Genomic DNA, 19,975 nt, shown 5'->3' on the forward strand with positions numbered 1-19,975 from the left:
GACCTTTTTTGCTTGCATTATATCAAAGTTTGTCATCATAAAATTTAGCTGCATCAAGGTATTTTTTAAGGACATTTTGGCTTGCAAGGTCATCAAATTTACCAAAAGCCATTTGCTTGCCAGATTCGATGATTAGCACCTTTTGTGCTATCTTCATCGCACTTAAAATATCGTGCGTGATAAAGATAATGCTAATCTTTTCATCCAAGTTTAAAAGCAAATTTATGATCTTTTGCTTCGTCTCATTATCAAGCCCGCTTGTTATCTCGTCGCAGATTAGGATTTTTGGTTTTGAAAGAAGCGCTAGCAGTATCCCAACCCTTGTCGCCTCGCCGCCACTTAGCTGTGACGGATATTTGCCTAAAATTTCATCTTTTAAATTTAAATTTACTAGAAGCTCTTTGAGCTCATTTTGGCTAAAGCTAAGCTTAAGATATGACCTCACGTGAGCGATAGCTGTTTTTACTTTTAGTGCTGGATTTAGGGCTTGTTTTTGGTTTTGCAAGATATATCTGATATCTTTTTTGAGCTCATTTTTGTCCGTGATCTCTTCATTATTTATATAAATTTTGCCCCCACTTTTTGGCTCGCTAAATGATATGAGCTTTGCAAGCGTGCTTTTGCCACTGCCACTTTGCCCCAAAATGGCTAAATTTTCACCATCATCAAGCTCGTAATTTATCCCCTCCAAAAGGTGCAGCACTTCAGCTCTAGCGTTAAAATGCTCCTTAAAGCTTAAACTTTTTGATACATTTTCAAGCCTGATTTTCATGCATTTTCCTTTAAATTTAGCCGCCCATCTCTCATCTGCCAAATTTCATCACTAAGATAGCTTGTCAGCGCCTCATCGTGCGAGATAAAAATGACGCTCATCTTGCCTTTTAGGCTCTCTAAGATGCCCGCCACGTGGCTACCGCTAATGCTATCAAGCCCGCTTGTTATCTCGTCACAGATTAAAATTTTTGGCTTCAGACAAAGCGCCAGAGCTATCTGCACGCGGCTCGCCTCACCGCCACTTAACTCGTATGAGTATTTGTGCCAGATGAGATTTGCATTATCTAGCCCAAACTCCCTAAAATAAGCAAATGCAAGCTCTTTATTTGTTTTATTATCGCCGCCAAGATAGGCGTTAAAGTGATCGCCCACGTTTAAGAGCGGATGAAGGCTGGCAACTGAGTTTTGAAAAACGAGCGCAGCGACCTTTTTTCGGTGCTCTTTTAGCTCATTTTGGCTAAGTTTTAAGATATCTTTTTTATAAATGCTAAATTTATCCGCCCTCACTCTAAAATCATCATCAAAAAGCCTTATTAAACTCTTTGCAAAGAGCGATTTGCCACTGCCACTTGCACCCGTGATACCTATAAATTTACCCTCGCCCATGGCAAAATCAAGCTCTCGCAAAAGCTTCTTATCCTTATAAAAAACGTTTAAATTTTTAATCTCTATCATATTTTTATATTGCCATTTTTTGAATTTGACGTGATGATCGAGGTTGCAAGGATGAGCAAAAAGAGCGTCACGCCAGGGAAAAGCACCATCCACCAAGAGCCAAGGAAAAGTGCTTCTTTGCTCTCATTTAGCATGATGCCAAGGCTTATTTTATTTGCGTCGCTACCCACGCCAAAAAAGCCAAGTGTGGCCTCCATAACGACAGCGTTTATCGCATTTATGCCAAAGATACTAACTATTAAATGCTTTAAATTTGGCAAAATTTCAAAGCATATCAGGCTAAATTTGCTAGCCCCATTTATCACAGCTTGCTCGGCGTAGTCACACTTTTTACTAAGCCTTAAATTTTGCATAAAGACTTTTGCGCCCTGCATAAACGAGCAAATGGCAATGATAAAAGAGGTTATAAGCAGATCTCCACTACTAAATGAGCTAAAAAGCATGATAAAAACGATGTTTGGTATGCTTAAAAAAGCATCAAGCCCCTTATCAAAAAGGCTCTCACAAGCTCTGCTCTTGCTCGTGCCAAAATATGCGTAGATGAGCGAGAAAAGCGTGGTTAAAAAGCCAGCTAGCAACAAGACAAGAAGCGAGTTTTTAAGCGCGTAGGCCACTCTTATGAGATTGTCCCTACCAAGGATATCAGTGCCAAAGATATGCTCACTACTTGGGGCTAAATTTACCGCCATAAAATCAGTGAAATTTGGCTCAAATTTAGAGAAAAACGGCGTCACAAAGGCAAATGTGACAAGTGCTAAAAAGACAAAACAAGCTAGGAAAAATATGACTTTTCTCATAAATTTCTCTTATCTGCCAAGATAGCAAAAATTTTAGCCAGTAAATTTGCAAAAACGACAAAAACAGCCGTTAGCAAAATGGTCGCAAGTGCGACTGGATAGTCTTTGGCGATGACTGCATCAAGGCTAAGCTTGCCTATACCCGGAAAAGAAAAAATGCTCTCAATCACGTATGAGCCAGCAAAAACGCCAGCCACAAGGGTTGCGAAATAATAGACTATGTCGGTGCTTGCGTGCTTTATGGCAAAGAGATAAATTTTGCCCCGACCCAAGCCTCTAGCGTGAGCCGTCTGGATAAAGTCAGCGTTTAGGCTTTGATTTAGCGTGTCTCTTACAAATTTCACGTTTGCGCCAAGGTGTGGCAAGATGATGGCAAGCGTTGGTAAGATGATAAATTTAGCTCCCACCCCGCTAGATCCTAGCTCGTTTGCGCCAGAGCTTGGCAGCAAGTTTAGATAGACGCTAAAGATAGCTATTAGCACGAGTGCGATGTAAAAATGCGGCAATGAAGCCAGCAAAAAGGAGCTAAAGTTTATAAAGATGTCGGCAAATTTATTCTTATAAATGGCACTTAAAAGCCCCAAGAAAAATGACAAAAAAACTATCAGAAAAAACGAAGCAAAAAACAAAATAAGAGAGTTTAAAAGTCTCTCTTTAATGAGTAAAAAAACGCTTGCTCCACTTACAAAGCTAGTGCCAAAGTCCCCCGTGACAAAGTGAGCCAGCCATCTAAAATACTGCACAAAAAAGCCATCTTTTAGCCCCAAATTTTCTAAAATTTGCTCTTTTACAGCCACGCTCACCGCCTCACTTCGCAAAAACATCGCGTCAGTGACGTTTCCTGGCAAAAAATATATGAGCAAAAATAGAAAAAATGAGATAAAAAACAGCAATCCAAGGCTTGAGATCGCTGTTTTTAAAATGGCTCTAAACAAAGTTTTTATCCACTATTTTACTTGCCACTCTCTTATGTTCCATAAAAATCCAGCCCCATGGTGGCCTAAAATTTGCGTCTTTATGCCTGAAATTTTGTTGTTAAAAACGAGCGGATAGTCAAGATAGGCTATAAAAATGTAAGGTGGATTTTCAAAAAGTGCTTTTAGAAATTCTTTGTAGTATTTTTTCCTAAGCTCCACGTCCTTTGTATATCTCGCGTTTTTTAGGGCAAGATCGACGTTTGCGTCCTTGTAGTGACTAAAATTCCAGCCATTTTCATTGACATCGATGTCGGCAAATCCGCCAAAAATTCTATATGTGTGAAAGTCTGGATCAAATGGGCTGCCCCAGCCGATCACAAAGCTATCTACCTTGCTTATGCTAAAGGCTGTTTTTGGCTTTGCATAGGCTTTGGCTCTTACGCCAAATTTCTCAAACTCGCTGCTTAAAATTTTAGCTAGATTGACCCTTAAGATGTCGTTATTAAAAGCGTAGATGTCAAAGGCAAGCTCTTTGCCGTCTTTCTCAAAAAAACCAGCCTTGTTTTTCTTAAAGCCGCTTTTTTCAAGTAGCTCCCTAGCCTTTTGCGGATCGTAGCTAAATTTAAACTCCTCATCATTTGCAAAGCTTTTTTCTATCGGATTGTTCGCTACGCTTGCATATCCGTGAAATAGTTTTTTAACTATCTCATCTTTATTGACCGCGTAGTTTAGGGCTATCCTTACATTTTTATCTTGAAAAAGAGGATCATTAAAGTTAAACATCAAAGCTCTGTAGTCCGCACTTTTAAACTTAAGCAGGCTTAATTTTTTATCATCTTTTATAAAATTTACACCAGTTGGAGAGATGAGCGCAACGTCGATCTCACCGCTTTTAAGCCCAACGAGCCTTAAATTTTCATCGCCAACGATCTTTAAAAATAGCCTTTTTATCTTTGGCTCGCCTTTATAGAATTTATCATTTGCCACAAACTCCAAACTCTCATCTTTTTTCCATTTTACAAGCTTGTATGCGCCAGTGCCGATAGGAGCGTCGTTAAATTTATCAGTTGCGATATCTTTGCCCTTTAAAATGTGCTCAGGCAAAACGCCAAAACTAAGCGCATCTAAAAACGGCGGAAAAGGCTCACTAAGCGTGATCTTTACCTTATAATCGCCTAAAATTTCAACGCTTTTTACGACTTCATAGTTTGAGATAGCAGGCGCGTTTAGCTTCTTATCTTGAGCCGCTTCGATGGTAAATTTAACGTCCTTTGCGCTAAATTTCACCCCGTCATGCCAAAAAGCATCATCTCTTAGCTCAAAAACATACTCCAAGCCATCTTCACTCACCTGCCAAGACTTAGCAAGCTCTGGCACCACATGGCTATTTTCATCGTGGCTAGTAAGACCAGAGAAAACCAGCGAAAGCGTAGGATCGTGATCCTCGTCGTAGAGTGGATTTATACGAGGTGTTTGCTCCTCGATAGCGACCACAACAGCATTTTCATTTGCATAAGCAAAGGCAGAAAACAACAAAAACAATAAAGCCAAAAATCTCTTCATCACTCGCTCCTTTGTTTAAAAAATATTTGACGAATGGTAATACGAAATGCATAAAAGTATTATTAAGATAAATGTAAATTCAATGTATAGAAAAATTGAAATTTCTAACTATCTTTTAACCTTTTTTAAAGTAAAATCAGGGCTCATTTTAGCTGACAAAAAGGTAAATTTCACAATGGATAAAAAGAAAAAAATAGCCCTGATCACTGGCATCTGCGTAGTTTCACTTTTGCTTATCTACACGCTTCTTGGCTTTTTTGGTCTGCCTTATGCTATCAAAAATATCGCGCCAAAATACCTAAAAGACTACAACGCAACACTTTTTGTAAGTGATGCTAAATTTAATCCCTTTACCTTCGAGCTAAACGCTACAAATGCCGAGCTAAACACCACTTCTCCGCTTTTTAGCACAAAACAAATAGACGTAAAACTAAAGCCATTTTCTATCTTTAAAAAGCTCGTAGAAGTTGATATTTTTAGACTTAATGAGCCAAGCGTGAAGATCACAAGGGCAAAAGATGCGAACTTTAACTTTAGTAACTTCATAGGCGAAGGCAACGCTAGCAGCGAGGATAACAGCACTAGCTCGATAAATTTTGCCCTAAATAGCGCCAAGATCATCAAAGGCTCATTTTCATATAGTGATCAAAATTTAACAAAGCCGTTTAACGTAAGCTTTGATGATATAAACTACGAGCTTAGCTCGCTAAATACGAAGAAAAATAGCGCAGGTAGTCACATATTTGACTCAAACTCAAGCCTAGCGCACAAGATCGATCTAAATGGCGATATCAAGCTAAATCCACTAAAAATAGAGGGCAATGTCAGCATAAAAGACTTTAGCATAAAGCCAGTTGCGATAAGTTTTATCGATAATGACACATTAAATCTCAAAAATGCCATTATAAGCTTAAAGATAAACTACGCTTTAAATGCCGATGAGAACGCAACTAAGATAAATTTAAAAGATGGCTTTTTAAATGTAAAAGGACTAAGTTTAGATGAAGGCGCAAACGAGCTTAGCCTTGGCGAGCTAGAGCTTCCAAAATTTGACCTTGATAGTAAGATAGCGGATAAAACGGAGGCTGCGCTAAATTTAAGCGCTGTAAATTTAAATGACATCTCTTTTAAAAGTGCTATCGCTGCGAGCGTAAAATCACTAAATTTAAATGAGATCTCGCTGCTTGCAAATTTAAATGAAAAGAGCGAGCTAAACGCCACAGCCAAGCTAAAAAGCGTAGGCGCAAACGCTCTTAAAATAGATGAAGCAGATAGAAATTTAGCAAATTTAAAAGATATAAATGCTTCAAATTTAAATCTAAATTTAGTAAATAACAAAACCGCTCTAACGCTTGAAAAAATAGCACTAAACGGCATCAATGCGCCGCTTAGCAAAAGTGCAAATGCAAATGTAGCAAGCGCTGGCGTGACAAATACAAGCTTTACAATGGATGGCAACAAAAGCCTTGCGAGCCTTGATGAGCTAAGCATAAAAAACATAGAACTTAAAGCAAAAAATAAAGATATAGCAAGCGTCGCTGACATGGCGATAAAGAGCATAAGCTTTGATCTTTTAAAAATGGCTCTAAATATCGCTAGCGTCGATGTTAATAAGCCTAAATTTACTTCAGAACTAAACGACAATGGTCTAAGTGCTGTAAGTGAGCTAGGATTTGGCGAGCAGAGCGCAAAAGCTACAAAGGTAGCAAAACACACTAAAAAAGTAGAGAAAAAGGCTGAAAATAAAAGCGCTTCAAAAAGCAAAGAAAATGAGTTTAAATTTGATGTAAAAAATATAAGTGTAAATAACGCAGATATCGCTTTGACGCATCTTTTTGAAGGCGAGAAGATCGCTCATAAATTTGATAATCTTTTTGTAAAAGTAGCAAATTTAAGTAGTGATTTTAGCAAGCCATTTGACGCAAAAGTGGCGATGAAGAGCTCACAAAAGCTAAATTTGGATGTTGAGTCCAAGATAAAGATCGAGCCACTTGATGTGAGTGCGAAGATCAAGCTAAATGATACAAATTTACCAAAGTATTTTGCCTATGCAAAGCCCTTTTTAGAGGCCGATCTAGCTAGCGGACAGCTTGAGAGTAGCGCTGAGATAAGCTACGCAAAAGATATCAAAGCAGACGCAAAAGTTAGCATAAAAGATATAAGGCTAAATGGCAAAAAAGCTGAAAAACTGGTCGCCTTTAAAAGCCTTGATCTTGAAAAAATTTCATTTGCCAAAAACGACCTTACTATAAGCGGAGTGAGCTTAAATTCGCCATTTATCAAGGCTCATCTAAGCAAAGAGCGTAAATTTAACCTATCTCAGATCGTAAAAGAGGATAAAAATAAAGCTAAAACTGAGGCAAAACCTGAGAGCAAAAAAGTGGCTAGCAAAAAAGAGGACGAGCTAAAATTTAGCGTTAAAAATTTCTCTCTAAAAAATGGTGAGGTTGATTTCTCGGATGCATCGCTATTTATGCCATTTGCCACAACGATCTCAAAGCTAAATGGCAAGCTCACCGACATTGATAAAAAGCGCCCAAGCTCAGGCGAGTTTCAAGGTGTGGTTGGCAAAAATGGCTTTGCTCAGATCACTGCAAAACTCTTTCCGTTTGAGCTAAAGCAAAATACCGATATAAAGCTTGACTTTAAAGATATCGATCTAGTTAACGTGACACCTTATAGCGGGCAGTTTGTAGGCTATAAGATCAAAAAAGGCAAGCTAAATTTAAACCTAAACTATAGCGTCACCGACTCAAAACTAAATGGCTCAAATTTTATAAATTTTGACTCTCTTACACTTGGAGAGAAGGTTGAGTCAAAAGATGCTGTAAATTTACCGCTATCCCTTGCCATATCGATACTTAGCGACCAAAATAATCAAATAAACATCGACCTGCCAGTTGAGGGAAATTTAGACGATCCTGACTTTAAATATGGCGGCGTCATCTGGGCTGCAGTAAAAAAGCTCTTTGCTGACATCACGCTAGCTCCATTTAGATTTTTAGGCAACGCCCTAGGACTTGGCAACAAAGATCTTAGCTCTATTGATTTTCTTGCTGGAAGTAGCGAGCTTATAAGCTCAGAAGCGCCTAAAATAGCTGATTTTATAAAGCTAACTGGCTCAAAACCTAAAATGAAGCTTAGCATAACACCAACATACTCAAAACTCGATGAGAGCTTTTATAAAAACAAAAAACTAGATCAAAAGATCAATCAAATCATCGCTTCAAGCGGCAAAGACTACATTGCGGTTTTAAATGAGCTTGTGCCAAATTTAAAAGATAGAAGCGAAAAAGCCTTAAGAGAAGAGGCGCTAAAGGGCATCGAGGTCGATAAAGAAAAGCTAGTAGAGCTTGCAAATGAACGTGCAAATGCGGTAAAAGAAGCACTTATAAAAGCTGGGCTTGAGGCTAGCCGCATAAATATAAACGATGCAACAAGCTCAGAGCCTAAGCAAAACACCTACACAAGCGTGCTAATGGGAGTGGCGAACTAAATTTCATTTATTTCGCTGCTTCTTGCATTATAGACAAACCAGCTAAGAAGCATAAGCATCATAAATGCCCCAAAAATAAGGCTTGCGTAAAAGTATAAATTAAAATCAGCTCCCAGCAAATTTGCGTTGTGAAGGGCGATCATAACGCCAGCTAAAGCGATTAAGTAGCCAATTAGCTTGATGATGAAAATTTTAGGATTTACAAAGATCAGCAAAAGGCCACAAAGTATGATGCCAAGGGCTATTTGCAAATTTGAAAAGTCAGCTTGAGCGTTTGAAGTAAGTGTTAAAAAACCAGCTAAAAGTGCCATTACTATCATCAAAACTGCATAAACCGCCCTGCTTCGTCCAAAGCCATACATAAAGCAAACAAAGCCCTTATTTTGCCTGTTATAATCCATTTTCGCTCCTTTTGGAAGTTTGCTTATTTTAATGCCAAATTCTTAAATAACGGCTTTAATCTGAAATTTCACTCATTTTGGCTAATATTTTGCATCTTAAAAAAGGAGCAAAAATGCCTTATGTTAATATCAAAATAGCAGGCCCAGAGCCTACAAAAGAGCAAAAAGATCAAGTTTTTAAAGAAGTAACCGAGACGCTTGCGAGGGTGCTTGGCAAGAAAAAAGAGGCGGTTATGATATTTTTAGAAACTCACGATGCTGGCAATATCGGCGTAGCAGGCGAGAGCGTAGAAGATAAGAGAAAGGGGATAAAATGAGCGAATTTAGTAAAGCGGACTTAGAAAGAAAGATAACACTTGAGGTTGGCGACAAGGCGCCAGAGTTTGAAGCGCTAAATCAAGACGGCGTAAAGGTTGCGCTAAAGGACTTTGTAGGCAAAAACGTGGTGCTTTACTTCTACCCAAAGGACAACACTCCAGGCTGCACAACTGAGGCTTGCGAATTTAGCGCAAACTACGATCAGTTCATCAAAAATGACACCATTATCATCGGCGTTAGCCCAGATAGCGTGAAGTCTCACGTTGGCTTTATCGCAAAGCAAAATTTAAAGCACATCTTGCTAAGCGATGAGGATAAGGAAATTTCAAAGCTCTATGGCGTTTGGCAGGTCAAGAAAAACTACGGCAAAGAGTATCTTGGCATCGTAAGAAGCACCTTTGTGATCGGTAAAGACGGCAAGATAGCTAAAATTTATAAAAGCGTAAAAGCCAAAGACCACGCCGCAAAAGTGCTAGCTGATCTGGTGAAGTAAGGAGCAAAAATGAAGCTTATAAAAATGCTAATTTTAAGTGCGTTTTTTACGCTAAATTTATCAGCACTGACTGAAGGTGTGGAGTATCAAACTCTAGCAAAACCGCTTAACGTGCCTAAAAACTCAGTCGTTAAGGTCTTTAGCTACGACTGCCCTCACTGCTATAAATTTGACCGAACGATCACAAGAAAGCTGACGTCAAAGCTTGATGGGGTCAAATTTATCCCATATCACCTAAGCACCAAAGGCAAGCTTGGCGAGACAACAAGTAAAATTTTCGCCGCTTTTATATCGATAGATGAGGCAAATGGGACTGATCTGCTAAGTGATGAGTCTAAATTTAAGCAAGCTAAATTTGCGATCTACAAAGCAAGGCACGATGAAAAAGATGACTTTAATGACGGCAAAGACAAGCAAAGATTTATAGATCTAGCGCTAAATGCGGCTCACGTGAGTAAAGACGAATACGAAAAAGCGCTAAACTCAGAGCGTGCAAAAGAGCTTTTAAACGAGTGGTTTGCCTCTTATGATGTAGCAAGCATCAGCGGTGTGCCAGCCTTTGTGGTAAGCGGAAAGTATCTGATAAATTTAAGCGCAGCTTCGTCGATCGATGAGATGGCAAAGACGATAAAAGAGCTTTTAGATAAGTAACTTTAGCCTAAAATTTACGGACATTTTGGGCTTAGAAATGTAAATTTAAAGCAATTTTAGATAAACTCGGATCAAATTTCTAAAAAAGAAAGGTTTAATTATGAACGCTTCAGAATTCATCTGGATGGATGGAAAACTAGTAAAATGGGACGATGCTAAAGTACACGTTCTAACTCACTCTTTGCACTACGCTAACGCTGTATTTGAGGGCACAAGAGCTTATAAAACAAAAAAAGGTCTAGCTATTTTTAGACTCAAAGACCACACAAAAAGACTTTTAAGATCAGCAAAAATGACCGTTTTAAATGTGCCTTACACAGAAGAAGAGCTTGAAAAAGCGCAGATCGAGCTACTTCGCGCAAATAAATATAACAGCAACGTCTATATCCGCCCACTTATCTTTTTAGGATACGGCGTGATGGGCGTAGCGCACACAAAAGCACCGGTTCAAACTGCTATCGCTTCATGGGAGTGGGGTGCTTACCTTGGCGATGAGGGCCTAGAAAAAGGCATCAGAGTTAAAATTTCAAGCTTTGCCAAACTAGCTCCTGCTGCTCAAATGAACAGAGCAAAAGCTAGCTCAAACTACCTAAGCTCTCAAATGGCAAACTACGAAGCAAAAGAGGCTGGATACGACGAAGCGCTACTTCTTGATAGCGAGGGCTTTGTAGCTGAGGGCCCAGGCGAGTGCTTCTTCATCGTTGAAAATGGCGCATTGATCACTCCACCAAATGACAACAGCCTACTTAGCATTACTCAAGATACAGTCATAAGACTTGCTCACGATCTTGACATCGAAGTAAGAAGAGAGCGCATCACAAGAGATCAGGCATACACAGCTGACGAGGCATTTTTCACAGGCACTGCAGCTGAAGTAACGCCGATAAATAGCATAGATAATCGCATCATCGGCAACGGCGCTAGAGGCGAAGTGACAAAGAGACTACAAAAAGCTTACTTTGACGTAGTTTATGGTCTAAACAAAAAATACGAATCATTTTTAACATATATTTAAGATTTAAAGGAATGAAATGCCCGCTGATTTAAATGATTATTTCAACAAAAAAAAGCCAGGTAATGATAACAGAGGCTCAGGTCAAAATAATGACAAAGAGCCACCTTTTAAAAAGGATTTTAAAATGCCAAATATACCAAGCGGCTTTGGCAAATTTGGTGCGCTAGCCTACATCATAATCGCCATTATCGCGATCCTTGCTATCACTCAGCCATTTAAAGTGATACACTCAGGCGAGGTCGGTATCAAAGCCACAGCGGGTAAATATGAGCCAAATCCTTTACAACCAGGATTTCACTTCTTTTTGCCATTTATCCAAAATATCATTGTAGTTGATACTAGAGTTAGGATCATCAACTACACTTCAGGCGAGGACATGGGCGAGAGCTTGCAAAAGTCTTATCAGGGAGCTGGAATTTTACGCAAAAATTCGATCTCGGTTTTGGACGCTAGAAATTTACCAGTTAGCATCGATATAACCGTGCAGTACCGCCTAAATCCAGAAAATGCACCACAAACTATCGCATCTTGGGGTCTTAGCTGGGAGAGCAAGATCGTTGATCCTGTCGTGCGTGACGTGGTTCGCAGCATTGCTGGTAAATATACAGCCGAAGAGCTACCAACTAAAAGAAATGACCTTGCTAGACAGATCGATGAGGGTATAAGAAAAGACATCGACTCTCAGCCAAACAAGCCAGTCGAGCTTCTAACAGTGCAGCTTCGTGAGATCATCTTACCTTCAAAGGTAAAAGAGCAGATCGAGCGCGTCCAGATCGCTAAACAAGAGGCTGAGAGGACAAAATACGAGGTCGAGCGGGCAAATCAAGAGGCTCTAAAACAAGCTGCCCTTGCAGAAGGTAGTGCAAAAGCTGCTATCATCGAGGCAAAAGGTAAGGCAGATGCTATCAAGATCGAGGCTGATGCGACTGCGTATGCAAACAAAGAGATCGCAAAAAGTGTCGATCAAAATTTATTAAATTTAAAACAGATCGAGACGCAAAATAGATTTAACGACGCTCTTAAAGAGAATAAAGATGCCAAAATTTTCTTAACACCTGGTGGAGCTGTGCCAAATATCTGGCTAGATGCAAAAGATAGGGCAAAAGCTAGCTCAGTTAGCGAAAGGTAAAAATGAATAGCGTAGCAAAAAGTATAGACTGGCAAAAGGTTGGTGGATTGCTCCCAGTGGTGGTTTGCGATCACGCTACAAACGAGGTTTTGATGCTTGCTTATATGAATGAAGAAGCACTAAACTTAACTCTATCTAGCCGCTACGCTCACTACTTTTCACGCACTAAAAATAGAATTTGGAAAAAAGGCGAAGAGAGTGGTAACACACAAGAGATCAAGGCTGCGTTTTTAGACTGCGACAACGACACTTTGCTTTTAAAAGTCGTTCAAAATGGAGGCGCTGCTTGTCACACTGGGGCAAGATCTTGCTTTTTTAACGAGATAAATTTAGAAAATTTAGAAATTTCTGATCAAAAAAGCGAGGTTAAAAAGCCAAGTTACGGCGTCATTGACGAGCTTTATCACGTTATAGAAGATAGAAAATTAAATGCTGATCCACAAACTTCATACGTGGCGAGCCTTTTCAAAAAGGGTGAAAATGAAATTCTAAAAAAAGTTGGCGAGGAGGCTACAGAGCTTGTCATGGCAGCAAAAGAGCTTAGTTTTGCCAAGCAGACAAAACAAGATGAGCAAAAAGCAAAAAATGACCTCATCTATGAAGCAGCCGATCTTTGCTTTCACGCACTTGTGGCGCTTTCAGCCCACAACATACATCCAGATGCCGTCAAAAACGAGCTTGCAAGGCGTTTTGGCATGAGTGGCATCGAAGAAAAAAGATCGCGAGATGTTAAATAGCATCAAGCACAACATATTTTTTATACTTCAAAATGCCAAACTTATCGACTTTCTAGCCTATGGTTGGGTATTTTTGGCCTTTATATTTATCGTGCTTTTAGGAATTTTCGTCGCGATAAAATCATGGTGGCAGATAGGATTTTTATTTATCCTAGCTGGTTTTTTGGGACTTTTTGCAGGCAACTACTACGCAAATAAATATATAAATGAAAATCTAAGACCAGTTAGCATAAGCAAAATAAACACAAAACAGCTTCAATATGTCGATGCGTTGATGGTTGATTTTAACATCACAAATAATTCAAACTACACATTAAACGTTTGCAAAATCGAGCTTGGCTTCTACCTTGGCTCAAAGCAAAGCACGAGAAATTTTCTAAATTCACTAAACCCTTTTGCTAAAAAACGTATCATTTTAAATGAAGCGCTTTTGCCAAAGCAGAGCAAGCAGATAAGAGAATTTGTCAATGACTTTGCCTTCATTGACTACAATATCACCAAAAAAGCGGAGTGTTTTTGATGAGTTCAGCCTACTTTACCATCGTTCATATCATCGTGCTTTTCGCGATCGCACTACTTTCTATTTTATTTCTTGTGCTCTCATTTAGAGCTGAGCGAAAGCTATTTTTATCACTGCTTTTTACAAATATTTTGGTCTCAACCACGCTTGCCATTTTTTTGATGCTAGTTCTTGATAAATACACCAAAAAAGGCATAGTCGAGGGCGTAAAAAGCGAGCGAGTGTTAAGAAATGAAAGCATCGTCTTTCGAGGTCAAGTAAGAAATGTCGGCAAATTTACCATTAGCAAATGCACTCTTACAATTAAGCTTATTAATCAGCCGCTAAATAAAAACGATCTTGGTGGCGAAGCGCTATTTAAACCAAGCGGGCTCTCATTTTTCTCATGGGTTTTTGGAGGCGATGAGGACGAGAGACCAAACACTGTGGCATATAAATTTGACGTAGCTCAAAATTTACCAAAGCAAAAAGCGGTGCCATTTACCGTAACTATGCCCTATCCGCCATATTTTAAAAATGGTATGAATATCACAAAACTTAGTTGCTACTAATAAATTTAGATAAATTTTTAGTATTTATTACATTTTGTAGTTACAAACTGGCTAAATTTCTCTTAAATTTAAAAAGTTTAATACCTAAAAATTTGGCTTATATATAAAATAAAAAATTTTAAACCAAAGCCAAAAGGCAATGGTTTAAAATTTAGTTTTAATGTCTTGAAAGATAGTTTGTATCGTAGTTGTTGCTTAAAAAGTCTTTGTTTTCCATCATGGCGATGTGAAAATCTTTTGTTGTTTTTATGCCGCTTATTATGAGCTGATCAAGAGCAACTTTCATCTTATGAATGGCTCTATTTCTATCAGTGTCCCAAACAACGAGCTTGCCGATCATGCTGTCATAATACGGCGGTATAGAGTAGTCTTGGTAGATGTGGCTATCCATTCTCACGTTGCGGCCGCCTGGGCAGACATATTTTGTGATCTTGCCAGGGCACGGAGTGAAGGTGTTTGGATCCTCAGCTGTGATCCTGCACTCGATCGCATGGCCTTTTAGCTCGATGCTCTTTTGTGACGGTAGCTTTTCACCCTCGGCCACTTTTATCATAAGCTCGATGATATCAAGCCCACTTACCATTTCGCTTACTGTGTGCTCGACTTGAAGCCTTGTGTTCATCTCAATGAAGTAAAAGTCTAAATTTTTATCAACCAAAAACTCAAACGTACCTGCTCCCTCGTAGCCGATCGCTTTTGCCGCTTTTATGGCAGTTTCATGTAGCCTCTCTCTTGTTTTTTCATCAAGTAAGATAGCTGGGCTCTCTTCAATCAGCTTTTGGTGGCGACGCTGCATAGAGCAGTCGCGCTCGCCTATGTGAAGCACGTTGCCGTGGCTATCACCGATGATTTGAACCTCGATGTGACGTGGATTTAGGATATATTTTTCCATATACATCGTGCCATCGCCAAATGCGCTCATCGCCTCGCTCTCAGCCGACCAAAATGCTTTTTCTAAATCAGCCTCTTTTTCAACCACGCGCATACCGCGTCCGCCGCCGCCTGCCGCAGCTTTTAAGATGACAGGATAGCCGATCTTTTTGGCTAGCTCTTTTGCAGCTTTTGTATCAGCCACAGCGCCGTCTGAGCCTGGAATGACTGGCACGCCGGCTCTTTGCATGACCTGTTTTGCCTTGCTCTTATCACTCATTAAAGCCATCGCAGCAACGCTTGGTCCTATAAATTTGATCTTGTGATGTGAGCAAATTTCAACAAAATTTTGATTTTCACTTAAAAAGCCATAACCTGGGAAGATAGCGTCTGCTTCGCTGATCTCAGCTGCGCTTATGATAGCTGGGATATTTAGGTAGCTGTCACTTGAGCGCTCTTTACCGATGCAAATGGCCACATCGGCGTATTTTACGTAAAGCGCATCTTTGTCAGCGGTTGAATAAACTACAACGGCTTCTTTACCCATCTCCTTTATCGTTCGCAAAGCACGAAGAGCGATTTCACCGCGGTTTGCGATTAAAATTCTTTTTAATTCCATTAATTTTTCTCCACGCCAAATAACGGCAATCCAAACTCAACTGGCTGTCCGTCAGAGACTAGCATCTCAGTGATCTGGCAGTCAAACTCAGCCTCGATCTCGTTCATGATCTTCATAGCTTCGATGATGCCCACTACATCGCCCTTTCTCACTCTTTGGCCCGCTTTTACAAATGGAGCAGCGCCTGGGCTTGGAGCAGCGTAGAAAGTACCTACCATAGGAGATTTTATGCTATCTTTTGGCGAATTTGCAGCTGGTTTTACCTCTGAGCTAACGACAACATTTACCGGTGTTGGCGTTGGAGCTGCTGCTTGTGCCACTGGCTTCGCAGGCGCGCAATAATCTGCAAATTTCTCTAGCTCGACTTCAAAATCACCACTTTTTATCTTGATATGATTCATTTCCATATCATTAAAAAATTCGATAAGCTCTTTTATATCTTCTTTTTTCATAGAAAATTCTCCTAAATTTTTATATAAGCCCCTAATTGTAGCGAAATTTAAATAAATTTAATTTTTAGCTAGCATAAATTTTATGCTAAATCCTACTTTTTTCTAGCAAATTTATAACCCAAAACTAAGCATAACCAAAACAAGGCTTAAATCGAGTGCCTGATCGTTTCTGCCGTCATAGACTGCGTTATAGATAGCAAGCGAGATGGTGTCTGTTTTGCCTATGATATTGCCACCTAAAATGAGCGTTATACCAACCTTGCCAAGCCCTCGCAAGAGCGCTAGGATAAAGGCTGCTGCCACGCTTTTTTGAGGCATAAAGATTGCTTTTTGTATAAATTAACTAGCTCTTTTGCCTGCGCCAAATTTCGCTAAAATGGTATAATCTCGCAAAAACAAAAGGATAGACATGAACGAACTTGAGCTAAAGATGCAAGGCAAGATAGAGAGGCTAACAGATAAGACTTTTAGGCTAGATCCTAGGATCGGCGAGGGCTATTTCACGGCGAAATACTTTCTAAAAGTAAATGAGATAATTAAGCAAAACCTGCCAGATCAGCACGTGACGATGCAGTTTTTCCAAAGGCGTGATGATATCGTGCTTTGCGGTATCGACGAGGTTTTAACGATAGTCAATAAATTTGCCAAAAACTCAAGCGAGCTTGAAATTTACGCGCTTGATGACGGCGATATCATAAACGCAAACGAACCAGTTTTAAAGATAAGCGGCAAGTATGAAAATTTCGGCTTTTTAGAAAACGTCATCGACGCAACACTTACTAGAAGAAGCTGCGTGGCAACAAACTCTAGAGACGTGATAAGAGCGGCAAATGGCAAGGACGTCTTTAGCATGGCAGACAGGCAAGATGACATCTGCACGCAGCCAGGCGACGGATATGCCTCATTTATCGGCGGCATCAAAAAAGTCGCCACAGACGCTCAGGGCGAGCTTACAGAACTAAAAGGTGGTGGCACCATGCCTCACGCACTCATTCAAATGTGCGGCGGCGACGTGGTGAAAGCTTGCCAAATTTACGCTAAAACCTTTGAAAACGAGCAGATCACAGCACTAGTTGATTACAACAACGACGTGATCACAGACGCACTAAAGGCAGCAAATGCCCTAAAAGAGAGGCTTGGCGCGGTCAGAGTTGATACTAGTAAAAATTTGATAGATAGGTATTTTGAGGACAAAGATACGAGCAAATTTGACCCGCATGGCGTTTGCAAGGAGCTTATATTTGCCCTAAGAGAGGCACTTGACAAAGCTGGCTTTAAGCACGTCAAAATCGTCGTTAGCTCAGGTTTTAATCCGCAAAAAATGAGCGAATTTGAGAAATTTAACACCCCAGTTGATATTTATGGCGTTGGAAGCTATCTTGTTAAAAATGATATTTGTGGCTTTACAGGCGATCTAGTCGAGCTAAACGGCAAAAATGAAGCCAAATTTGGCAGGAAAAATTACGCTTCAGATAGACTAAAAAGAGTGAAATTTTAGGAGCGAGGATGAAATTTATAAAAATTTTAACGTTTCTAGCGCTTTTGCTGACCGCCTGCTCCGCGGTAAACTACGCTAATGCCTTTGAAAAGGTTGGCATAGTTGAAGACGGAGTTTATCGCTTTAGCCAAAATGGCATAGGGGTCAAAAAAGACCTGCTTGTAAAGGTGATCTCGGTGCAAAATGCGGACAGCTCACGCAAAAAGATCATCTCCATGCTAAATATCCCTAAAAAATCTAAAATCACGGACTTTAAAACAAGTGACGCTGGCGTGATTGTCTGGCCATTTTACGAGTTTGAAGGCAAATTTATAACGACAATAATCGTTGAAAATATAAAAAAAGAAGATAGCGATCAAAAACTGCTTAAGATGCTAGAACTCAAACATCCGTTTTACTCAACGATACTTGCGCGAAGAAAAGGGGCTAAAGACGCCATAGACGTGAAATACGTGCTAAATTTCAAAGAGGCAAAGCTGGTAAAATCGTTTCAAAACCACCCTTAAAACTTTATTTTAAATAAATTTCATTAAAATGGCGTAATCAAAAAAAGGATCACCTTTGCATAATCTAAAAACCATAAACGTCGCTCACTCGCCGGACGCTGACGATATTTTCATGTATGCCGCGGTCAAATTTGGCTGGGTTAGCAGTAAAAATTTAGCCTTCACATCAAAGGCGCTAGATATTGAGACACTAAACGAGGAGGCGCTAAAGGGCACTTACGAGGCAACGGCGATCAGCTTTGCGCTCTATCCAAAAATTTGCGATGAATTTGCGCTTTTACGCTGTGCGGTGAGCTTTGGCAAAGGATACGGACCAAAGCTTATCAAGCTAAAAGATAAGCAGCTAAAGAGAAATTTCAAGGTCGCACTCTCTGGCAAAAACACGACAAACGCCCTGCTATTTCGCATAGCCTACCCAGAGGCAAGGATTGTTTATAAAAATTTTCTTGAGATCGAAAATGCCGTGCTTAGCGGCGAAGTCGATGCTGGCGTGCTCATACATGAAAGTATCTTAAATTTCTCAGACCAGCTCTGCGTCGAGCGTGAAATTTGGGACATCTGGAGCGAGCTAAACGGCGAAAATTTACCACTTCCACTTGGTGGCATGGCGCTTAGACGAAGTCTGCCCATAACCGACGCGATTGAATGCGAAAGAGTGCTTAGCGAGGCTGTTAGGATCGCCACTTCGCACAAGCCATTTTTATCTCACATGCTAATGGAGCGAAATCTCATCAGAGTTGGCAAAGAGGAGCTTAAAGCGTATCTAAATTTATACGCAAATGACGAGTCAATAAGTATGAACGAAACGCAGTTAAAAGCGCTAAATAAGCTCTATCAAATAGGCTATGACAAAGGCTTTTTTGAAAAGCCAATCGACGTAAACGACTATCTAATCCCAACTGAATACAACGAAGTAAGGTTTAGCTGATGCAAAGTACGCTTGTCTCACTTGGAGTTGAAACCTTTAAAATCGCCCTTTATATCAGCCTTCCGATGCTGCTAAGCGGCCTAATAGCAGGTCTTATCATCTCCATTTTTCAAGCGACCACGCAGATAAACGAAACCACGCTAAGCTTCGTGCCAAAAATTTTGCTAGTCGTCGTTGTCATCATATTTTTAATGCCTTGGATGATCTCGATGATGGTTGAATTTACCACTCGCATGCTTGATTTTATACCGGAATTTATCCAGTGACGAGGCTTGTTGATTTTTCTAAATTTACCTCAGTTAGGATAGGCGGCGTGCATGAAATTTTTGAGGTTGATAGCCTTGAAGATCTAAATTCGGCCGAGTTTTTAGGGTCTGTGATGATAGGTGGGGGCAACAACCTTCTTATCTCGCCAAATCCCCCAAAAATGGCGATGCTTGGCAAGAGCTTTGACTATATAAATTTAAAAATTTGTGATGAAAAAATTTGCCTTGAGATAGGTGCTGCGACAAAATCAGCCAAAATTTACAACTTCTGCAAACAAAACAACATAGCTCACCTTGAGTTTTTAAAAAATATCCCAGGCACGCTTGGCGGACTTATCAAAATGAACGCTGGGCTGCTTAAATTTAGCATAAGCGACAACCTCACGCATGTACGTCTGGCTCGTGGCTGGGTGAGCAAAGATGAGATAAGCTTTAGCTACCGTCACAGCGGTATAGATGAGGCTATTTTGGAGGCTAAATTTGAGCTTCAAAGTGGCTTTGACGCGAGCATATCTAAAGCCATAAGCGCAAAAAGAGCAAACCAACCAAAAGGAGCTAGCTTTGGCAGCTGCTTTGTTAATCCAGAGGGGCACTTTGCAGGGGCGCTGCTTGAGGCAGTTGGGCTAAAGGGGTACGCGATAGGCGGAGCGAAATTTAGCGAAGAGCACGCAAATTTTTTGATAAATTTTAACCACGCAAGCTTTGAAGACGCCACAAATCTTATAAATTTAGCAAAGGCTAGAGTTTTAGAGAAATTTGGCGTAGAGCTTAAGACTGAAGTTTGCATTTTATAAGGATA

General features: G+C 40.1%; 22 protein-coding genes and 1 pseudogene. 14 read left to right on the top strand and 9 right to left on the bottom strand.

The window, feature by feature from the left end; genetic code table 11:
* Positions 1 to 22 precede the first annotated feature (22 nt).
* The 5 genes from MTT29_RS05275 to MTT29_RS05295 are packed head-to-tail and all read right to left on the bottom strand — an operon-like array spanning position 23 to position 4,726.
* Positions 23 to 772 carry an ATP-binding cassette domain-containing protein gene (locus MTT29_RS05275; RefSeq protein ID WP_429799983.1) on the bottom strand — a complete coding sequence of 250 codons (750 nt, stop codon included), beginning with the start codon at positions 770 to 772 and terminating at the stop codon, positions 23 to 25.
* Positions 769 to 1,449: an ATP-binding cassette domain-containing protein gene (locus tag MTT29_RS05280; protein ID WP_429799984.1), complete on the bottom strand. Its 681-nt coding sequence runs from the start codon at positions 1,447 to 1,449 to the stop codon at positions 769 to 771. Before MTT29_RS05280 ends, MTT29_RS05275 begins: the two co-directional genes overlap by 4 nt.
* Entirely contained in the window at positions 1,446 to 2,246 is an 801-nt protein-coding gene (locus tag MTT29_RS05285; RefSeq protein WP_103573697.1) for an ABC transporter permease, read from the bottom strand. Before MTT29_RS05285 ends, MTT29_RS05280 begins: the two co-directional genes overlap by 4 nt.
* Positions 2,243 to 3,181: an ABC transporter permease gene (locus MTT29_RS05290; protein ID WP_429799985.1), complete on the bottom strand. Its 939-nt coding sequence runs from the start codon at positions 3,179 to 3,181 to the stop codon at positions 2,243 to 2,245. The genes MTT29_RS05285 and MTT29_RS05290 overlap by 4 nt, the downstream gene beginning before the upstream one ends.
* Before the next feature lie 12 nt (positions 3,182 to 3,193).
* On the bottom strand, positions 3,194 to 4,726 hold the full coding sequence (locus MTT29_RS05295; RefSeq protein ID WP_429799986.1) for an ABC transporter substrate-binding protein: 1,533 nt from the start codon (positions 4,724 to 4,726) through the stop codon (positions 3,194 to 3,196).
* Between the two features lie 175 nt (positions 4,727 to 4,901).
* On the opposite strand from MTT29_RS05295, the gene MTT29_RS05300 reads away from it, so the two are divergent.
* Positions 4,902 to 8,222, top strand: a complete 3,321-nt coding sequence (locus tag MTT29_RS05300; protein ID WP_429800459.1) for a DUF748 domain-containing protein — start codon at positions 4,902 to 4,904, stop codon at positions 8,220 to 8,222.
* On the opposite strand, the gene MTT29_RS05305 is transcribed toward MTT29_RS05300, so the two are convergent.
* Entirely contained in the window at positions 8,219 to 8,623 is a 405-nt protein-coding gene (locus MTT29_RS05305; protein WP_103636274.1) for a hypothetical protein, read from the bottom strand. The genes MTT29_RS05300 and MTT29_RS05305 overlap by 4 nt on opposite strands.
* A gap of 113 nt (positions 8,624 to 8,736) precedes the next feature.
* Between MTT29_RS05305 and MTT29_RS05310 the strand changes: the two genes are divergently transcribed.
* The 8 genes from MTT29_RS05310 (at position 8,737) to MTT29_RS05345 (ending at position 14,037) form a co-directional block, all read left to right on the top strand.
* Complete coding sequence (locus MTT29_RS05310) at positions 8,737 to 8,940, top strand: tautomerase family protein (RefSeq protein ID WP_103636273.1); 204 nt, start codon at positions 8,737 to 8,739, stop codon at positions 8,938 to 8,940.
* On the top strand, positions 8,937 to 9,434 hold the full coding sequence (gene bcp, locus MTT29_RS05315; protein WP_103636272.1) for a thioredoxin-dependent thiol peroxidase: 498 nt from the start codon (positions 8,937 to 8,939) through the stop codon (positions 9,432 to 9,434). The genes MTT29_RS05310 and bcp overlap by 4 nt, the downstream gene beginning before the upstream one ends.
* A gap of 9 nt (positions 9,435 to 9,443) precedes the next feature.
* On the top strand, positions 9,444 to 10,085 hold the full coding sequence (locus MTT29_RS05320; protein WP_429799987.1) for a thiol:disulfide interchange protein DsbA/DsbL: 642 nt from the start codon (positions 9,444 to 9,446) through the stop codon (positions 10,083 to 10,085).
* Positions 10,086 to 10,185: 100 nt separating this feature from the next.
* Positions 10,186 to 11,100 (top strand): branched-chain amino acid transaminase, encoded by a 915-nt coding sequence (locus MTT29_RS05325; RefSeq protein ID WP_002939975.1) that lies wholly within the window; start codon positions 10,186 to 10,188, stop codon positions 11,098 to 11,100.
* Between the two features lie 16 nt (positions 11,101 to 11,116).
* Positions 11,117 to 12,229: a prohibitin family protein gene (locus MTT29_RS05330; protein ID WP_004317857.1), complete on the top strand. Its 1,113-nt coding sequence runs from the start codon at positions 11,117 to 11,119 to the stop codon at positions 12,227 to 12,229.
* 2 nt (positions 12,230 to 12,231) lie between these two features.
* The gene (gene hisIE / locus MTT29_RS05335) at positions 12,232 to 12,966 is read left to right on the top strand and encodes a bifunctional phosphoribosyl-AMP cyclohydrolase/phosphoribosyl-ATP diphosphatase HisIE (RefSeq protein ID WP_429799988.1); all 735 of its coding nucleotides are present in this window, start codon (positions 12,232 to 12,234) and stop codon (positions 12,964 to 12,966) included.
* Positions 12,956 to 13,486 (top strand): DUF2393 family protein, encoded by a 531-nt coding sequence (locus MTT29_RS05340; protein ID WP_429799989.1) that lies wholly within the window; start codon positions 12,956 to 12,958, stop codon positions 13,484 to 13,486. The genes hisIE and MTT29_RS05340 overlap by 11 nt, the downstream gene beginning before the upstream one ends.
* Positions 13,486 to 14,037: a DUF2393 family protein gene (locus tag MTT29_RS05345; protein WP_429800460.1), complete on the top strand. Its 552-nt coding sequence runs from the start codon at positions 13,486 to 13,488 to the stop codon at positions 14,035 to 14,037. Before MTT29_RS05340 ends, MTT29_RS05345 begins: the two co-directional genes overlap by 1 nt.
* Positions 14,038 to 14,194: 157 nt before the next feature.
* Here the strand turns inward: MTT29_RS05345 and MTT29_RS05350 are convergent, their stop codons facing one another.
* The 3 genes and pseudogenes from MTT29_RS05350 to MTT29_RS05360 all read right to left on the bottom strand — a co-directional run.
* The gene (locus MTT29_RS05350) at positions 14,195 to 15,526 is read right to left on the bottom strand and encodes an acetyl-CoA carboxylase biotin carboxylase subunit (protein ID WP_004317853.1); all 1,332 of its coding nucleotides are present in this window, start codon (positions 15,524 to 15,526) and stop codon (positions 14,195 to 14,197) included.
* Positions 15,526 to 15,978, bottom strand: coding sequence for an acetyl-CoA carboxylase biotin carboxyl carrier protein (gene accB, locus MTT29_RS05355; RefSeq protein WP_429799990.1), 453 nt, complete (start codon positions 15,976 to 15,978; stop codon positions 15,526 to 15,528). Before accB ends, MTT29_RS05350 begins: the two co-directional genes overlap by 1 nt.
* 111 nt (positions 15,979 to 16,089) lie before the next feature.
* A pseudogene (locus tag MTT29_RS05360) lies at positions 16,090 to 16,287 on the bottom strand (molybdate ABC transporter permease subunit); the annotation flags it as partial.
* Positions 16,288 to 16,387: 100 nt separating this feature from the next.
* Here MTT29_RS05360 and MTT29_RS05365 point away from each other — a divergent pair.
* The 5 genes from MTT29_RS05365 (at position 16,388) to MTT29_RS05385 (ending at position 19,970) form a co-directional block, all read left to right on the top strand.
* Positions 16,388 to 17,476 (top strand): nicotinate phosphoribosyltransferase, encoded by a 1,089-nt coding sequence (locus tag MTT29_RS05365; RefSeq protein ID WP_429799991.1) that lies wholly within the window; start codon positions 16,388 to 16,390, stop codon positions 17,474 to 17,476.
* A gap of 8 nt (positions 17,477 to 17,484) precedes the next feature.
* Positions 17,485 to 17,982 carry a hypothetical protein gene (locus tag MTT29_RS05370; protein WP_429799992.1) on the top strand — a complete coding sequence of 166 codons (498 nt, stop codon included), beginning with the start codon at positions 17,485 to 17,487 and terminating at the stop codon, positions 17,980 to 17,982.
* A gap of 112 nt (positions 17,983 to 18,094) precedes the next feature.
* The gene (locus MTT29_RS05375; protein ID WP_429800461.1) at positions 18,095 to 18,910 is read left to right on the top strand and encodes a menaquinone biosynthesis family protein; all 816 of its coding nucleotides are present in this window, start codon (positions 18,095 to 18,097) and stop codon (positions 18,908 to 18,910) included.
* Positions 18,907 to 19,176: a flagellar biosynthesis protein FliQ gene (gene fliQ, locus MTT29_RS05380; RefSeq protein ID WP_223154231.1), complete on the top strand. Its 270-nt coding sequence runs from the start codon at positions 18,907 to 18,909 to the stop codon at positions 19,174 to 19,176. Before MTT29_RS05375 ends, fliQ begins: the two co-directional genes overlap by 4 nt.
* Complete coding sequence (locus tag MTT29_RS05385) at positions 19,173 to 19,970, top strand: UDP-N-acetylmuramate dehydrogenase (protein WP_429799993.1); 798 nt, start codon at positions 19,173 to 19,175, stop codon at positions 19,968 to 19,970. Before fliQ ends, MTT29_RS05385 begins: the two co-directional genes overlap by 4 nt.
* The last annotated feature ends 5 nt before the right edge of the window (positions 19,971 to 19,975 follow it).

This window comes from Campylobacter concisus, assembly GCF_050447485.1.
In the GTDB taxonomy this organism is placed as follows: Bacteria; Campylobacterota; Campylobacteria; order Campylobacterales; family Campylobacteraceae; genus Campylobacter_A; species Campylobacter_A concisus_BQ.

Bases quoted from the DNA above. Each gene is read 5' to 3' on its own strand.
- MTT29_RS05275 (WP_429799983.1), bottom strand. From the start codon at position 772: ATGAAAATCAGGCTTGAAAATGTATCAAAAAGTTTAAGCTTTAAGGAG.
- MTT29_RS05280 (WP_429799984.1), bottom strand. From the start codon at position 1,449: ATGATAGAGATTAAAAATTTAAACGTTTTTTATAAGGATAAGAAGCTT.
- MTT29_RS05285 (WP_103573697.1), bottom strand. From the start codon at position 2,246: ATGAGAAAAGTCATATTTTTCCTAGCTTGTTTTGTCTTTTTAGCACTT.
- MTT29_RS05295 (WP_429799986.1), bottom strand. From the start codon at position 4,726: ATGAAGAGATTTTTGGCTTTATTGTTTTTGTTGTTTTCTGCCTTTGCT.
- MTT29_RS05300 (WP_429800459.1), top strand. From the start codon at position 4,902: ATGGATAAAAAGAAAAAAATAGCCCTGATCACTGGCATCTGCGTAGTT.
- MTT29_RS05305 (WP_103636274.1), bottom strand. From the start codon at position 8,623: ATGGATTATAACAGGCAAAATAAGGGCTTTGTTTGCTTTATGTATGGC.
- MTT29_RS05310 (WP_103636273.1), top strand. From the start codon at position 8,737: ATGCCTTATGTTAATATCAAAATAGCAGGCCCAGAGCCTACAAAAGAG.
- bcp (WP_103636272.1), top strand. From the start codon at position 8,937: ATGAGCGAATTTAGTAAAGCGGACTTAGAAAGAAAGATAACACTTGAG.
- MTT29_RS05320 (WP_429799987.1), top strand. From the start codon at position 9,444: ATGAAGCTTATAAAAATGCTAATTTTAAGTGCGTTTTTTACGCTAAAT.
- MTT29_RS05325 (WP_002939975.1), top strand. From the start codon at position 10,186: ATGAACGCTTCAGAATTCATCTGGATGGATGGAAAACTAGTAAAATGG.
- MTT29_RS05330 (WP_004317857.1), top strand. From the start codon at position 11,117: ATGCCCGCTGATTTAAATGATTATTTCAACAAAAAAAAGCCAGGTAAT.
- hisIE (WP_429799988.1), top strand. From the start codon at position 12,232: ATGAATAGCGTAGCAAAAAGTATAGACTGGCAAAAGGTTGGTGGATTG.
- MTT29_RS05340 (WP_429799989.1), top strand. From the start codon at position 12,956: ATGTTAAATAGCATCAAGCACAACATATTTTTTATACTTCAAAATGCC.
- MTT29_RS05345 (WP_429800460.1), top strand. From the start codon at position 13,486: ATGAGTTCAGCCTACTTTACCATCGTTCATATCATCGTGCTTTTCGCG.
- MTT29_RS05350 (WP_004317853.1), bottom strand. From the start codon at position 15,526: ATGGAATTAAAAAGAATTTTAATCGCAAACCGCGGTGAAATCGCTCTT.
- accB (WP_429799990.1), bottom strand. From the start codon at position 15,978: ATGAAAAAAGAAGATATAAAAGAGCTTATCGAATTTTTTAATGATATG.
- MTT29_RS05365 (WP_429799991.1), top strand. From the start codon at position 16,388: ATGAACGAACTTGAGCTAAAGATGCAAGGCAAGATAGAGAGGCTAACA.
- MTT29_RS05370 (WP_429799992.1), top strand. From the start codon at position 17,485: ATGAAATTTATAAAAATTTTAACGTTTCTAGCGCTTTTGCTGACCGCC.
- MTT29_RS05375 (WP_429800461.1), top strand. From the start codon at position 18,095: ATGTATGCCGCGGTCAAATTTGGCTGGGTTAGCAGTAAAAATTTAGCC.